Origin of the sequence: Streptomyces venezuelae (assembly GCF_008642335.1) — a bacterium.
Classification (GTDB): Bacteria; Actinomycetota; Actinomycetes; order Streptomycetales; family Streptomycetaceae; genus Streptomyces; species Streptomyces venezuelae_F.
Window position 1 is genome coordinate 2402980 of sequence record NZ_CP029191.1, and the last position, 14327, is coordinate 2417306.

The 14327-nt window shown below is 73.1% G+C and carries 13 protein-coding genes; 7 read left to right on the forward strand and 6 right to left on the reverse strand.

Annotation, left to right across the window (positions count from 1 at the left end):
* Positions 1-2472 (reverse strand): glycoside hydrolase family 3 protein, encoded by a 2472-nt coding sequence (locus tag DEJ49_RS10760; protein WP_150183929.1) that lies wholly within the window; start codon positions 2470-2472, stop codon positions 1-3.
* A gap of 132 nt (positions 2473-2604) precedes the next feature.
* On the opposite strand from DEJ49_RS10760, the gene DEJ49_RS10765 reads away from it, so the two are divergent.
* Positions 2605-3222 carry a TetR/AcrR family transcriptional regulator gene (locus DEJ49_RS10765; RefSeq protein ID WP_190329314.1) on the forward strand — a complete coding sequence of 206 codons (618 nt, stop codon included), beginning with the start codon at positions 2605-2607 and terminating at the stop codon, positions 3220-3222.
* Here DEJ49_RS10765 and DEJ49_RS10770 read toward each other — a convergent pair.
* Together DEJ49_RS10770 and DEJ49_RS10775 are read right to left on the reverse strand one after the other, a co-directional pair.
* On the reverse strand, positions 3145-3540 hold the full coding sequence (locus DEJ49_RS10770; RefSeq protein WP_150183931.1) for a RidA family protein: 396 nt from the start codon (positions 3538-3540) through the stop codon (positions 3145-3147). The two genes, DEJ49_RS10765 and DEJ49_RS10770, sit on opposite strands and share 78 nt — an antisense overlap.
* 16 nt (positions 3541-3556) lie before the next feature.
* Complete coding sequence (locus tag DEJ49_RS10775; protein ID WP_150183932.1) at positions 3557-4369, reverse strand: NAD(P)-dependent oxidoreductase; 813 nt, start codon at positions 4367-4369, stop codon at positions 3557-3559.
* 58 nt (positions 4370-4427) lie between these two features.
* On the opposite strand from DEJ49_RS10775, the gene DEJ49_RS10780 reads away from it, so the two are divergent.
* Positions 4428-5399 carry a LysR family transcriptional regulator gene (locus DEJ49_RS10780; protein WP_223832791.1) on the forward strand — a complete coding sequence of 324 codons (972 nt, stop codon included), beginning with the start codon at positions 4428-4430 and terminating at the stop codon, positions 5397-5399.
* A 146-nt stretch (positions 5400-5545) separates the two neighbouring features.
* The gene (locus DEJ49_RS10785; protein ID WP_150183934.1) at positions 5546-6439 is read left to right on the forward strand and encodes an aminoglycoside phosphotransferase family protein; all 894 of its coding nucleotides are present in this window, start codon (positions 5546-5548) and stop codon (positions 6437-6439) included.
* On the opposite strand, the gene DEJ49_RS10790 is transcribed toward DEJ49_RS10785, so the two are convergent.
* Complete coding sequence (locus DEJ49_RS10790; RefSeq protein WP_150183935.1) at positions 6422-7057, reverse strand: LysE family transporter; 636 nt, start codon at positions 7055-7057, stop codon at positions 6422-6424. The two genes, DEJ49_RS10785 and DEJ49_RS10790, sit on opposite strands and share 18 nt — an antisense overlap.
* A gap of 231 nt (positions 7058-7288) precedes the next feature.
* On the reverse strand, positions 7289-7885 hold the full coding sequence (locus DEJ49_RS10795) for a TetR/AcrR family transcriptional regulator (RefSeq protein ID WP_150183936.1): 597 nt from the start codon (positions 7883-7885) through the stop codon (positions 7289-7291).
* A 103-nt stretch (positions 7886-7988) separates the two neighbouring features.
* Between DEJ49_RS10795 and DEJ49_RS10800 the strand changes: the two genes are divergently transcribed.
* The gene (locus DEJ49_RS10800) at positions 7989-8225 is read left to right on the forward strand and encodes a hypothetical protein (protein ID WP_150183937.1); all 237 of its coding nucleotides are present in this window, start codon (positions 7989-7991) and stop codon (positions 8223-8225) included.
* 59 nt (positions 8226-8284) lie between these two features.
* Positions 8285-9535: a pyroglutamyl peptidase gene (locus tag DEJ49_RS10805; protein ID WP_190329315.1), complete on the forward strand. Its 1251-nt coding sequence runs from the start codon at positions 8285-8287 to the stop codon at positions 9533-9535.
* 13 nt (positions 9536-9548) lie between these two features.
* Here DEJ49_RS10805 and DEJ49_RS10810 read toward each other — a convergent pair whose 3' ends face one another.
* The gene (locus tag DEJ49_RS10810; RefSeq protein ID WP_150183938.1) at positions 9549-10355 is read right to left on the reverse strand and encodes an EI24 domain-containing protein; all 807 of its coding nucleotides are present in this window, start codon (positions 10353-10355) and stop codon (positions 9549-9551) included.
* Between the two features lie 110 nt (positions 10356-10465).
* Between DEJ49_RS10810 and DEJ49_RS10815 the strand changes: the two genes are divergently transcribed.
* Together DEJ49_RS10815 and DEJ49_RS10820 are read left to right on the forward strand one after the other, a co-directional pair.
* On the forward strand, positions 10466-13045 hold the full coding sequence (locus DEJ49_RS10815) for a M14 family zinc carboxypeptidase (RefSeq protein WP_150188152.1): 2580 nt from the start codon (positions 10466-10468) through the stop codon (positions 13043-13045).
* Between the two features lie 86 nt (positions 13046-13131).
* The gene (locus DEJ49_RS10820) at positions 13132-14292 is read left to right on the forward strand and encodes a serine hydrolase domain-containing protein (protein WP_150183939.1); all 1161 of its coding nucleotides are present in this window, start codon (positions 13132-13134) and stop codon (positions 14290-14292) included.
* Positions 14293-14327: the final 35 nt, after the last annotated feature.

Genomic DNA, 14327 nt, shown 5'->3' on the forward strand with positions numbered 1-14327 from the left:
TCAGGCGATGAGCGTCTCGGTCAGGCGGAGGTCGGCCACGGAGCGGCCGACCTGCACTTCGTACGTACCGCTGCGGTACGCCCAGGAGTCGGCGCTCTCGTCCCACGTCTCGAAGGCGCGGCGCGGGAGTTCCACGGTCACTTCGGCGGTCTCGCCGGGTGCCGCCTCGGCGCCCGCGAAGCCGGCGAGCCGGCGGGCGGGGCGGTCGGGGTCGTCCGTGGCCGGGGCCAGGTAGACCTGGACGACCTCGCGGCCCGCGCGGTCCCCGGTGTTGCGGACGCGGACGGTGGCCGTCGTGCCCTCGACGATGAGTGACTCGTACGTCCAGTCGGTGTAGCCGAGGCCGTGCCCGAAGGCGTAGGAGGGGGTGGCGCCCGCCTTCTCCCAGGCGCGGTAGCCGATGAACACGCCCTCGGTGTAGGCCAGTTCGCCGCCGTCGGGGGTGACTCCGGTGACCGGGGCGGCGGACAGATCGCCCCAGGTGGTGGGGAGGCGGCCGCCGGGCTCCTCGGTGCCGAGCAGGACGTCGGCGAGGGCGGCGCCGCCCTCCTGGCCCGGGAACCAGCCGAGCAGGACGGCGGCGACGTCGTCGCGCCACGGAAGTTCCACCGGGGAGCCGGAGTTGACGACGACCACGGTCCTCGGGTTGGCGGCGGCCACGGCGCGGACCAGGTCGTCCTGGCGGCCCGGCAGCTTCAGGTCGCGGCGGTCGAAGCCCTCGGACTCGACGCGTTCCGTGGTGCCGACGACCACGACGGCGGTGTCGGCGGCGCGTGCGGCCTCGACGGCCTCGGCGATCAGCTCGTCGGGGTCGCGGCGCGGGCCGAGGTGGACGAGGGAGAACACGACGCCGGGCAGCGGCGCCGCGGACCTGTCGCCGAGCGGGTGGCGCAGGGAGATCTCGACGGGTTCGCCCGCGGTGAGGCGCACCCGGCCGCGTTCGACGGGCGAGCCGAAGAACGCCTCGAAGGGGTCGGAGGCGGGGCCCATCTCCTGGACGCCGTCGTACAGGGTCTCGCCGCCGACGGTGAGGGTGAAGGCGCCGAGGCCGCTCGTGCCGAAGACGTGCTCGCCGCTCTCGCGCGGGGTGAAGGTGCCGACGACGTCGACGCGCGAGAGCGTCTCGTGGGTGACGCCTTCGGGCAGGTCGTCGCCGATCCACTGGACGTGGCCGGAGGGGAGGCCGCCCTCGCCGATGACGGTGCCGTCGGCGTCGCGGCAGACGGCACGGAGTGCGAACCCCTGCTCCGCCGCGGCGAGTTCGTCGCTGGGGTCGGCGCCGACGGCGTAGGTGAGCGCGCCGTCGGGCAGGGCGGCGGTCAGGCCGTCGAGCGGGGAGACGACGCGGGCGGGGAAGACGGTGGCCGAGCCGCCGCCGAGGATGCGGGCGTCGCGGGCGGCGGCGCCGATGAGGGCGACGGTGCCCGCGCGCGCACCGCTGCCGTCGGGGCTCAGCGGGAGGGTCCGGTGCTCGTTGCGCACGAGGACGAAGGCGCGGCGGGCCATCTCGCGGGCCAGGGCCTCGCCGTCGATCTCGGCCGGAAGGTCGTCCGGGGCGACGACCGGCTCGGCGCCTTCGAGGATGCCGACGCGGGCGGCGAGGCGCAGGACGTTGCGGACGGCCGCGTCGACGGTCTCCTCGGCGACCTCGCCCGCGCGGACTGCGGCGGCGAGCGGCTCTCCGTACACGGTCTTCGGGCCCGGCATGGCGACGTCGAGGCCGCCCTCGATGCCGCCGGTCGTGGAGCGGGCGGCCATCCAATCGGAGACGTTGCAGCCGTCGAAGCCCCACTCGCCGCGCAGGACGTCCTCGACGAGGTGCCGGTGCTCGGTCATGGTCACGCCGTTGACCTGGTTGTACGCGGTCATGATGCCCCACGGCCGGGCGTTGGCGACGATCGCCTCGAAGGGCGCGAGGTACAGCTCGCGCAGGGCGCGCGGGGGCACCTTGTTGTCGACGGTGAAGCGGTCGGTCTCGGCGTCGTTGGCGACGAAGTGCTTGACGGTCGTGCCGACGCCGCCGGACTGCACGCCGCGTACGTAGCCGGTGCCGATGACGCCGGTCAGATACGGGTCCTCGCTGTACGCCTCGAAGTGCCGGCCGCCGAGCGGGGAGCGGTGGAGGTTGACGGTCGGGGCGAGGAGGACGTGCACGCCCTTGCGGCGGGCCTCCTGGGCGAGCAGGGCGCCCGCGCGGCGGGCCAGGTCCTGGTCCCAGGCGGCGGCGAGCGCGGTCGGGGAGGGCAGTGCGACGGACGGGTCGTCGGCGGTCCAGCGGGTGCCGCGCACGCCGATCGGGCCGTCGGACATCACGAGGGACCGGAGGCCGATCTCGGGCAGGGCGTGCAGAGCCCACATGGTGCGGCCACCGAGGAGGCGGGCCTTGGCGTCGAGGTCGAGCTTGCGGAGGGCGCCCTCGACGACGGCTTCGCGTGCCCGGTCCTGCTCGTCGGGCCTGGTCGTGTCCGCCATGGCGGTGCCTCCTCGTGTCGCGCCTCGGTCTCGGTCCGTCCGTCTCGTACCTCCATCGTGCATCTGATACCTGTAGAGGGGTAGGTTTCGTTATCTTGTCGTTACAACAGGTCTACGGAAGGGATGCGGGCCATGGCGGCCAGGGCCAGGAGCGAGGAGCGACGCGCGGAGATCCTGCGCGCGGCGTTCGAGGTGATCGCCGAGCGCGGCTACCGGGGCGCGAGCCTCGGGGCGGTCGCCGAGCGCGTGGGGCTCACCCAGCAGGGCCTGCTGCACTACTTCCCCACCAAGGAGGCGCTGCTGGTCGCCGTCCTGGAGGCGCGCGACCAGTGGGACGCGGTGCCGCGCGGCGAGTGGCGCCTGGACCTGCTCGGCTCGCTGGTGGAGTACAACGCGATGCGCCCGGGCATCGTGCAGACGTTCTCCGCGCTGCTCGGCGAGAGCGTCACGGACGGGCATCCGGCCCGCGCGTTCTTCACCACTCGTTACGGGGCGGTGCGCGAGAACTTCGCGGCGGTGCTGCGCGCCGAGTACGGCGACCGGCTGCCGGGCGGCCTCACTCCGGAGGCGGCGGCGCCGCTGATGGTGGCGGTGATGGACGGGTTGCAGTACCAGTGGCTGCTCGCCCCCGACGAGGTGGACATGCCGGGGGCGTTCCGGGACTTCTTGCGGCTACTGGGCGGCGGTGGCGCCGCCGAGGGCGGCGACGACCTCGACCTCGACCAGCGCGCGCGGCGGGACGAGCCGTGAGACGGCGACGGTGGTGCTGGTGGGCGGGGTCGCGGTGAGGAACTCCTTGCGTACGGCGGCGTAGTCGGCGAAGCCGTCCATGTCGGTGAGGTACGTACGGATGTTGATGATGTCGTCGAGCCCGGCGCCGTGCGCGGCGAGCAGCGCCTTCAGCGCCTCGAAGACGCCGCGGGACTGTGCGGCCATGTCGTCCCCCTCGCCGCACTGCCCGGACACGTACAACAGGACTCCCCCGTCGGCGTGTTCGACGCGGGCGACCTGCGAGTAGGGGCCGAAGGGCTGCGGGGCGTCGGCGGGATTGTCGATGGATATCCGCATGTTCTCTCTGCTCTCCTCAGCTGTCGCGACGGATGTGGGTGACGGCGCGGGAGACGTCTTCGTGGACGACGTCGGGGTCGGCGGCGGCTGCTTGGAAGTGCCGCAACACGGCTTCCATGGCGGGCAGTTCGGTCGTCCGTGTCGCGAGGGAGACATCCTTGACGGCGAGATCGCTGCCGAAGTGCACGTCGGTCGCGAAGGCGCGGGCGACGGCGCCGGAGAGCGGGCCCGCGGCGAGGGCGTCCCTGGCCGTTGCCTCGTCCAGGCCGAGCGCGTCCGCGAGCTTCATCGCCTCCGCGACGAGGGCGACGCCTCCGATGACGGCCGTGTTGACGACGAGCTTGAGCGCGGCGCCCGAGCCGAGGGGGCCGGTGCGGGTGACGGGCCCGAAGCGGGCGAGCACGTGCTCCACGCCCGCGGCGTCACCGCCCGCCAGGATGCCGAGCCGTCCGGCGGCGGCCTTGTCCGTGCTGCCCATGACGGGGGCGTCGACGAGGGTCACCCCGTCCGGCACGCGCCCCGCCAGTTCCTTGACGGTGTCCGGCCCGACGGTCGACATCTCCACCCAGTACGTGCCGGGGCGCAGCGCCGGGAGGATGGCGTCGGCGATCTCGCGTACGGCGTCGGGTCCGGCGAGCATGGTGATGACGACGTCGGCTTCGCGGACGGCGTCGGCGGGGTCGGTGGCAACGGTGGCGCCCTCGGCGGCGAGGGCCTCGGCCTTCGCGGGGGTCCGGTTCCAGACGGTCAACGCTGCTTCTGCTGGCAGCAGTTGACGCGCCATCGGCTCGCCCATGTGCCCCAGACCGAGGAATGCGATCTTTTCCATGGCTCCGACGCTAGGCCCGCCCGCGTGATGCGACAAGCGAATGTCTAGCATGCGCTCCATGCCGAACCCGCATGCCGTACGGCCCTCCCCCGATGGGGAGTCCGCGCCACCCGACCTGTCCACCGTCTGGCTCCGGACCTTTCTGGACGTGGCCCGGCACGGATCGTTCACGGTGGCGGCGCGGGAGCTGGGCTGGACACAGTCCGCCGTGTCGCGGCAGATCGCCGCGCTGGAGGCGGCGCTCGGCGGGGTGCCGCTCTTCGACCGGCTGCCGCGCGGCGTACGGCCGACGGCGCAGGGCCGGGCCCTGCTGCCGCACGCGGAGGAGGTCGTGGCCCGACTGCGCGGCATGGCACGGGAGTTGAGCGCGCTGCGGGACGCGGCGGGCGGGCTGCTGCGGGTCGGGGCGTTCGCGACGGCCGACGCGGGGCTCGTGCCGAGGGCGATCGCCGGGTTCCGCACCCGGCACCCCGGGGTGACGCTGACGCGTGAGGAGGGCCTGACGCCCGCGCTCCTGTCCCGCGTCGCGGAGGGCGGGCTCGACGTGGCGGTGGTGTCGACGACGGGCGGCGCGCTGGCCGGCCCGGGCGCGGCGTACGAGCTGCACCATCTGCTCGACGAGAGGCTGTACGTCGCGCTGCCCGCCGGACACGCACTGGCGGCCGAACCCGAGCTGCCGCTCCGTCGGCTGGCGGGGGAGGACTGGATCTCCGGCAGCCCGCGCGTCGAGGGTTCCCTGCTGGAACCGGCGTCGGGCCACGGCTTCCGCCCGCACGTCGCACACGTCGTCGCGGAGTGGACGGCGAAACAGGGGTACGTGGCGGCAGGACTCGGCGTGGCCCTCGTCCCCGCGCTGGCGGCGGAGGGCGTGCGACCGGACATCACGCTGGTGCCGGTACGGGCCGAGGACGTACCGCCGCGTGCGGTGTACGCGGCGACGGCACGCGGACGGGTGCCGGCGCCTGCGGTACGGCCGTTTCTGGGGGCGCTTCGGGGGGCGGCGCGAAGGCTTGGGCCGCGCGAGGGTTAAGGCCTGTCCACGCGGTCGGGGGCGGGTTCAGCAGAGATATTCACGGTTCCGGCCCAATGGGAGCGGTTACGGTCTGGTGGCTGGTGTCCGGTGTGTCTCGGGTCGGTCCGGGGTGCTGACGAAGGAGCGTCGTGGGTACGGGGAAGATGCACGCTGACGAGGTCGACATCGACGAGGCGTTGGTGCGACGGCTGGTCGAGGGGCAGTTTCCGGCCTGGGGCGGGCTTTCCGTGGAGCGCGTGGACTCCGCCGGGACGTCCAACGTCATGTTCCGGCTCGGCGCGGACATGGTGGTGCGGCTGCCTCGGCTGTCCGGCTCCGCCGAGGACGTCGAGCGGGAGCACCGGTGGCTGCGCGTGCTGGCGGCGGTGCTCCCCGTTCCCGTACCGGCGCCGCTCGGTATGGGTGCGCCTGGCGAGGGCTATCCGTACCCGTGGTCCGTCTTCCGGTGGCTCGACGGCGACACACCGGTCGCGGGGCGGCCGCTCGCCGAACCGGAGCTGTTCGCCAAGGACATGGCGGGATTCATCACCTCCCTCCGTGCGGTCGACACGACCGGTGCCCCCGCCTCCTACCGTGGCTACCCGTTGGCGTCACGCGACGCCTCCACCCGCGAGGTCATCGCCGGGCTGCGCGGCATCGTCGACGTCGACGCCGTCACCGGGGTGTGGGACGCCGCCATGCGTGCCGCTCCGTGGCAGGGTCCCGGTGTCTGGGTGCACGGGGACCTGCAGCCGGGGAACGTACTGGTCCACGAGGGGCGGCTCGGCGCCGTCATCGACTTCGAGTGCATGGGCACGGGCGACCCCGCCGTCGACCTGATCTCCGCGTGGTACCTGATGGATGACGCGGCCCGGCCGGTCTTCCGTGCCGCCCTCGGTCCGGCCGTCGACGACGCCCTGTGGGAGCGGGGGCGGGGCTGGGCCCTCACGATCGCCCTCAATGAACTCTCGTACTACCGGGAGACGAACCCGGTGATGGCCGATACGGCTCGGGTCGTCATCGGGCGGCTCACGGCGCCGTCAGGGGCTCAGCAGTAGGTGGGCCGCGAGACCTGTGATCAGCGCGCTCGACGTCAGCGCCGTGGCCAGGCGGCCCTTGCGGCTCGTCAGGACGCGGCCCAGCAAGGCGCCGCCGCCCGCCAGGAGCAGTTGCCAGCTCGCGGACGCCGCGAAGGCGGCGAGGGCGAACGCCGCTTGTTCCGCGTGCGTCAGCGAATCCGTGGCCGGGCTGCCGAGGACGAGGGCCGCGAAGTAGAGGACGGTGGCGGGGTTCAGGAGGGTGAGGCCGAGGAGGGCGGCGTAGGCGCGGGTGGGGCTGAGGGGGGTGCGGGTGCGGGTGTTGACGGTGGCGGTGTCGCGGGCTTTGTACTCGCGGAGTGCCGTCAGTGTGCCTCGTGCGGCCATCGCGACCAGCACGAGGACCGAGGCCCGGCGCAGAGGGGTCATGGCCGGCTCCAGCGCGTCCGTGAGTGAGGCGCCGCCCGCTGCGGCGACGAGGGCGTAGAGGCCGTCGGCCGTTGCCACGCCGAGTGCGGCGCAGGCGCCGGTTCTCCAGGTCGTGCGGGCGGTGAGGGCCACGAGGTACGTTCCTACGCCGCCCACGGGCATCGCGATGCCGTAGCCGGCCAGGAGGCCCGCGATCAGGATCGCGCTCATGTGGGGAGCCTTGCGGGGGCGGGGGGTTGGCGGCAACCGGATTTGTCCCGTAGGGGGCGGGGGCGCCTAGCCCGCCGCTTCGCGGCGGATCACTCCCACCCACCCACCCGTTCACCCCGCGACGTCCAGCGGGGGTAGGGGCGGGGTGGGACGACATGCCCGCGACGTCCTGCGGGGGTAGGGGCCCGGGGGGGGCAGATGCCGGTAGCGGGGCAGCGGGAGTTGGGGGAGCTACGTTCTCAAGGTCTCCGCGTACCCCCTCAGCAACCCCCGCGCCCCCTCCCCCGTCTGGTGACCCACCAGAACCTGTGACGTCAAGCCCTCCGTCAAGGCCAGCAGCACCCTCGCCTCCGACTGCGCGTCAAGGCCCGGGCGCAGCTCCCCCGTCGAGCCGCCGTACTCCAGGAGCCAGACCAGGAGTTCGTGGAGCTTCGCGTACGTGTCGCGCAGGACCTTCGCCAGGTCGTCGCTCACCGCCGCGTGCGCCACGAACGCGCCCCAGACCTGCGCCTCCGTCCTGTCCTCCGGCTCCAGCAGCGCCAGCGCCGACAGGGTCTGGTCCAGCAGGGTCACCGCCGACTCCGGCGTGCCCGACGCCTCGATGCGGGATCTCGCCCGCTCGCCGATGCGGTCCGAGATGCCCTCAAGGGCGAACAGGAGCATCTCGTCCTTCGTGCGGAAGCAGCGCTGCACCGCCCCCATCGACACCCCGGCCTCGGCGGCCACGTCCCGCAGGCTGACCGCCTCCATGCCGGAGCGGGCGATCAGGTGGCAGACCGCCCGGGAGATGCGGATCCGGCGGTCCTCGTAGTCGACCTGCTTGGGCATGCGGGGAGCACCTTTCCTTTTCGATGCGGTTGCATCATATCGGAGCCCCGTGCATTATCTGATGCGACCGCATCGGAAAAACGAACGGAACGGGCACCAGCACATGACTGCGCAGACCAAGAAGTCCTCCGCCGGACTCCTCGCCCTCTTCGGGGCGATCCTCGTCGTACAGGGATTCGGCTCCGCGATCACGGAGGCCGGATGGGACACCTCGTTCGGCGTCTCCGCCGTGCTGCGGGAGGCCGGCGCGCCCGCCTGGGTGGACCTCGTCGTCGGAGCCGTCGGCTGCGCGCTGCTCGCCGCCGCGGCCCGCGCCCGCAGCCTGCGCGGCGCACCGTAGCGCTCACCCCGCCCGCCCCGCGATACTTCCGCCACCTCATCCGTCACGGAAGGACTCGCGTGCTCTCACGACTTGGCGCCCTCGGCGTCGCCGCCCTGCTCGCCGGGGTCGCCGTCCCGGCCTCCGCCTCCGCCGCCCCCGCCGGACGGCCCGCAGCCCCCACCACCGAGGAAGCCCGGCTCGACCGCGCCGCCCCGCAGGAGATATTGCGGAAGAGCGGATTCGACTCCGTGGCGCCGGAGTTCTCCGAGGCCCTGAAGAACGCCCGCTCCTACGACCACGCGCGGCGCCTCGTCGTACGCGAAGGTCAGACCCTGTGGCAGCGCGCCGTCGACCGGGCCCAGGGGAAGCAGCGGACCGGCATCAGCGCGGACGACGACCGGCCGTTGTACTGGGCGCGGCTCGGGATGACGCGCGAGCTGCGGCAGTGGGAGCCGGATCGGTTCACCCTCACCACGGAACGGCGGGCGCGGCTCATGGGGGCACTGGAGCGCTCCTCCCGGGGGCAGGACTCCGTCGACCATCGCCCCGGCAAGCGCGGGCACGGGCACGTCAAGCGCATCCTCGTCACCGGGTTCGATCCCTTCACCCTCGACCGCGACGTCCGCATCAGCAATCCGTCCGGCGCCGCCGCCCTCGCCCTCGACGGGACGACCATCCGGACCGCCGACGGGCCCGCCCGCGTCGAAGCCGTCGTCTTTCCCGTCCGGTGGGACGACTTCGCCGACGGCGCCGTGGAGCGGGCGCTGCGCCCGTACCTGCCCCGCGTCGACCTCTTCACCACCATCAGTCAGGGCCGCGTCGGCCGGTTCGACGTCGAGCGGACCAACGGCGCCTGGCGCGGCGGCTTCGGCGACAACGAGAACCTGTCGCGGACCGGGATCGTGCCGGTGAGCGATCCCGGCTCCCAGCCTCAGTGGACGTCGACGACCCTCCCGTACAAGGAGATCGTGGCCGCGAAGACCGGGCGTTTCCCGGTGTACGACAACACGTCGGTGACGGAGATACCGGCGGGCGGCAGCGCGCCCGTGGTCCGGCCCGACGGGCCGACCGAGGGGTCGACGGCCCGTGCGGGCGGCGGCGGGGACTACCTCTCCAACGAGATCGCCTACCGCGCGACCCTGCTCCGCGACCGGCTCGGCCTGCACGACCGGCTGCCCGGCGGCCATGTCCACACGCCGGTGCTCCAGTTCGGCGCTGGCAACACCGACCCGGCGACGGGCGACGTCACCGACCCCGAGTTCGTACGGAACCGGCTCGACATCATCGACCAGGTGCGGGGGATCCTCCGAGTCGCGGCATCGTCCTGAGCGGCTGCCTCGTTCAAAGGCGGCGGCGCTGAGCGCCGGCCACGGTCGCCCGTGAGCCGTCGCCGCTCCCGGTGCCCTCGTCGTTCTCGCCCATCAGATCCCGCGCCATCAGCGTCGCTCCCGCGACCGCGCCCGGCATCAGGAACACCGCGACGAACGGCACCAGGAAGGCGACGGCGAGCGGCGTGCCGAAGCCCCAGGCGAGCGTCTTGCGGGCGCGGAGCATGGCGAGGCGCTCCCGGAGTTCCACGCCCCTGCGCTGCAGGGCCACCGCCGTGAGCTCCTCCACCAGGAAGAAGCCCGTCACGCAGAAACCGATCACCGGGACGACGGTCTGGCCGACGACGGGGATGAAGCCGAGGGCGAAGAGCAGCACGCCCCAGACCAGCGCGCGCACCACGATGCGCAGGCTGTCGCGTGCGGAGATCCACAGGTCGCGCCAGAGCGGCAGGCCCGACTCGGGGGCGTGGCCGCCCTCGGAGATGTCGACCTGCTCGGACAGCGACTCGTAGAAGGGTTCGCCGATGAGCAGGGTCACCGCGGTGAAGGTGAGGACGGACAGCAGCAGCGCGAGGGCGAAGAGGAGCGCCGTCAGGAAGCCGCGGAAGACGCCCTGCCAGGGCGAGGACCAGTCGTCGGCGAACGGCGTGGCCCAGCCGACGAGGTCGCCGCCCCACAGGGCGAGCGAGACGAGCGCCGCCGCGTAGAGGACGAGCGTGATGAGGCCGGGCAGCAGCCCCCATCCGTACTGCTTGCCGTGCTGGGCGACCCAGCGCTGCCCCTTCATCAAGTAGCCGAAGCCCACACCCAGATCGCGCATGCGGCACACCTTAGCCGCAGGTCAGGGCCCACCAGTAACGCCCTCTTGTTGAACGAGAGTTGAACCGGTAGACCTCGCGTACCGATCTTCCGGAGGTACGTATGGCACGTATGGGGATATCCCGCCTGTCCAGACCCGTTCCGCTCACCGTGACCGCCGCGGTCGGCGCGCTGGTCCTCACCGCGCTCGCGCCGGGCAGCGCGACCGCCGACCCGACGCCGCGTCCGGTCACCCGCGAGGGGTCGCCGCTCGGCGCCGACCGGGCCGCCAGGGCTCCGGAAGCCGCCGCGGAACGCGCCCTCGGCGATGCGTCGTCCCCCGCACCGGGGCTCGGCGGTGACAGCGGCCGCGGGTACCCGCGTGAGCGCAAGCTCGACGTTCCCCCGGTCGACCCTGCCGACAAGTCGATAAAACTGGGGCTGACGCCGTACCACGGCATAGCCCCGAAGCTGAACGCCCTGCAGCGCGTCGGCGACCGCGTGAGCGTGGAGATCGCGGGCCGTTCCGCGGGCGGTCACCAGCTCTACCTCGTGACCGTCACCGCCCCCGAGTCCGCGCGCGAGACGGCGCGGCAGACGCGGATGCGGGAGCGGATCGAGAACGACCCCGCCGGGGCCGCGAAGGACCGGGCGATCAAGTCCTCGTACAAGACGCCCGTCTTCATCAACAACAACATCCACGGCAACGAGTGGGAGGGCACCGACGCGGCCCTGAAGCTCATCGAGAAGCTGGCGAAGGCCGAGGACAAGGGCAGCCGGGAGCTGCTGTCGCGCAACCGGCTCTACTTCAACATCACCACCAACCCCGACGGCCGTATCGCGGGCACCCGCGCCAACGCCAACGGCTTCGACCTGAACCGCGACTTCATCACCGCGTCGCAGCCCGAGGCCCGCGCGGTCCGGCGGATCGCCGTCGACAAGCAGCCCGCGGTCATGATCGACCTGCACGGATACGTCAACGGCACACTGATCGAGCCGACCACTCCCCCGCACGGCGAGAACTACGAGTACGACCTCTTCCTCAAGAACTCCTACGCCAACGCCCTCGGCATGGAGGCCGCCATCAAGGGCCTCGGCTACACGGAGGAGAAGGACGGCGTGCTGCCGCCCGTCATCCCCTTCCGCGACCAGCAGGAGGGCTGGGACGACTGGCCGCCGATCTTCACGCCGCAGTACATGCCGTTCCACGGCGCCGTCGCGACGCACACCATCGAGTTCCCGATGCAGGTGAACAACAAGGAGTACGAGTCGCAGCCGGTCGCCGAGCTGCGCCGCAGAGCCGCCATCAACGTGGACATCGCGGGCGCCGCCATGCGTGCCACCCTCGACTACACCGACCGTCACCGCACCTCGGTGATCGCCGACCAGATCGAGGTCTTCCGGCGAGGCGCGACCGGCGCCGAGCAGGTGCCGGTGTCGGAGGAGACCGTGCCGGGGGTGCCGGGGATCGGCCCCGAGGACGTGTACACGACCACGTTCCCGCGCGCGTACGTCATTCCGGCGGGCGGTGACCGTCAGCGGTCGGCGGCGGCCGCGGCGCGGCTCGTGGACCATCTGGTCGCCAACGACGTGCGCGTGGAGCGGGCGAGCCACGGCTTCCGGCTCGGCGAACGGACGTACCCGAAGGGCTCGTACGTCGTCGACATGCACCAGCCGAAGCGGGGCCTCGCCAACGTGATGCTGGCCGACGGGCGGGACATCAGCGACAAGGTGTCGACGATGTACGACATCTCGGGGTGGAGCCTCGGACGGCTGTGGGGCGCGAGCGTGGACTCCGTGGAGCGCGGGGACCTGCGCGGCGTGCACGGCCGTACGGTGCGTGCCGCGTCCCGCGTCGGGTACGTGGCGCCGCACGGGAACCTGCGGCTGCGCCTCGACGACCCGCGGGAGATCGCCGCCCTGAACTCCCTTCTGGGCAAGGGTGTTTCCGTACGTCGCGACCGTGACGGGAGCGTCGTCCTGCCGTCGTCCGCGCGCCGGGCCGCGGCCGCCGCCGCGAAGACGTACGACGTCGCGTTCGACGCCACGAAGGCGAAGGGCGGTGCGGCCCTGCACCGGACGCGCGTCGCCGCGGCCGTCACGCCGGGCGAGCTGTTCGCGCTGCGGGAGATGAACTTCGACGTGGTGCCCGTGTCGACGGACGTGCTCAACTCCGGCTTCGACTGGAAGAAGGCGGACGCGCTCTTCGTGTCCGCCGGGCTCGACCGGAGCAAGCTGACCGCGGCGGCCAGGGCCGGGCTCGACCGGTTCCTCGCCGGGGGCGGCGGCCTGGTCGGACGGGGCGGGACCGGCGCCGCGCTCAACGCCGACGCCGGGCTGCTCGCCGTGAAGGCCGTCGGCGGCAACGGCGACGCGAACGGCGTGGTCCGCGTGGTGAACGCGGGCGGCACGGTCACGGGCGGGGCGCCGGACCACAGCTTCGTCTACTCCCCTTCGTGGTTCACGGATCTCGGACCCGGGGTGCGCGTCGAGCAGAAGTACGGCACCGGCAACCCGCTGGTCTCCGGGCACTGGCGGGCCATGGAGGACGGCTCGGGCGGCCCCGCGGACGCGGCGGGTCGGGCCTCGGTCGTCAGCGGGTCCGCGGGCGGCACGGACGTGGTGCTCTTCGGTACGGAGCCGCTCTTCCGCGACCATCCGAAGGGGGCGTTCCCGCAGGTCGGCAGGGCGCTGCTGAGCGTCGGCCGGTAAAGGGGGTGCGGGCCGGGGTGCGACGGCTGATCATGTCACTGTCACGCTGACCGTCAGAACGTCGCGCCCCTGGAGGTTCCGCCGCCATGACCCGTGAGATCCGAGTGCAGGGCACGGTCGCCGACGGGTACGAGGCGGTGCGCGAGGAGTTCACCGCCGTACTCGCGAACGAGCTGCCCGCGTACGAGGGTCAGCTGGTCGCCCACGTGCGGGGGCGCCGGGTCGTCGACCTGTGGGTGGGCCCGGACGTCACCGCCGGGAGTCTGTACGGCGTCTTCTCGTCGACCAAGGGCGCCGCCCACCTCGTCGTGGCCCTGCTCGTGCAGGACGGGGTCCTCGACCTGGACCGCGCGGTGGCCGCGTACTGGCCGGAGTTCGCCGCCGAGGGCAAGGGCGCGGTGACCCTGCGGGAGCTGCTCGCGCATCGGGCGGGTGTCGCGGGCGCCGACGCCGGTTTCGCGCCCGAAGAGCTCGCCGACGACCGCGCCATCGCCGCGCGCCTCGCCGCCCAACGCCCGTTGTGGCGCCCGGGGAGCGCCTTCGGCTATCACGCCTTCTCCATCGGGGCCCTCGCCGGAGAGGTCGTGTTCCGCGCCACCGGGCGGACCCTGCGGGAGGTGTACGAGGAGCGCGTGCGCGCCCCGTACGAGCTGGACTTCTTCCTCGGGCTGCCCGAGGAGCACGAGAAGCGGTTCCGTTCCGTGCAGCCGATGGCGCCCACGCCCGAGCAGACGGCCCTGCTCGCCGCGGAGCCCGCCCAGCCGCACACCTTCAACGCGCTCGCCTTCAACCGCCACGCCCCCGAGCCCACCGACCTGGAGTCGGCGCCCAACTCCCGGCCCCTGCGCGCCGGGGGGAACGCCTCGTTCGGCGGGGTGGCGTCCGCGCGGGGCCTCGCGGGGATGTACGCGGCGGCGGTCACGGGCGTCGACGGCCGGGAGCCGCTGCTCACGGCGGCCACGGTCGCCGCGTTCGGGCAGGTCCAGTCCGTCGGGCACGATCTGGTCGCGGGCGCCTTCAAGGCCTTCGCGGTCGGCTTCCAGGCGCCGTCGGTGGCCGTGTACCCGTTCCTGGGCGCGGGCACGATCGGGCACAGCGGCGCGGCCGGCTCGCAGGCGTTCGCCGACCCGCGCGGCGGCCTCGCCTACGGCTACACGCGGCGCCGGTTCGCCTACCCGGGCGGCCCGGCCGTCGAGAACGAGCGGCTGGTCAGGGCCATCCATGAGGCGGCGCTCGCGGCGGGCTGAGCCGCGCACGCGTGAGGGCAGCCCCACCGCACGCG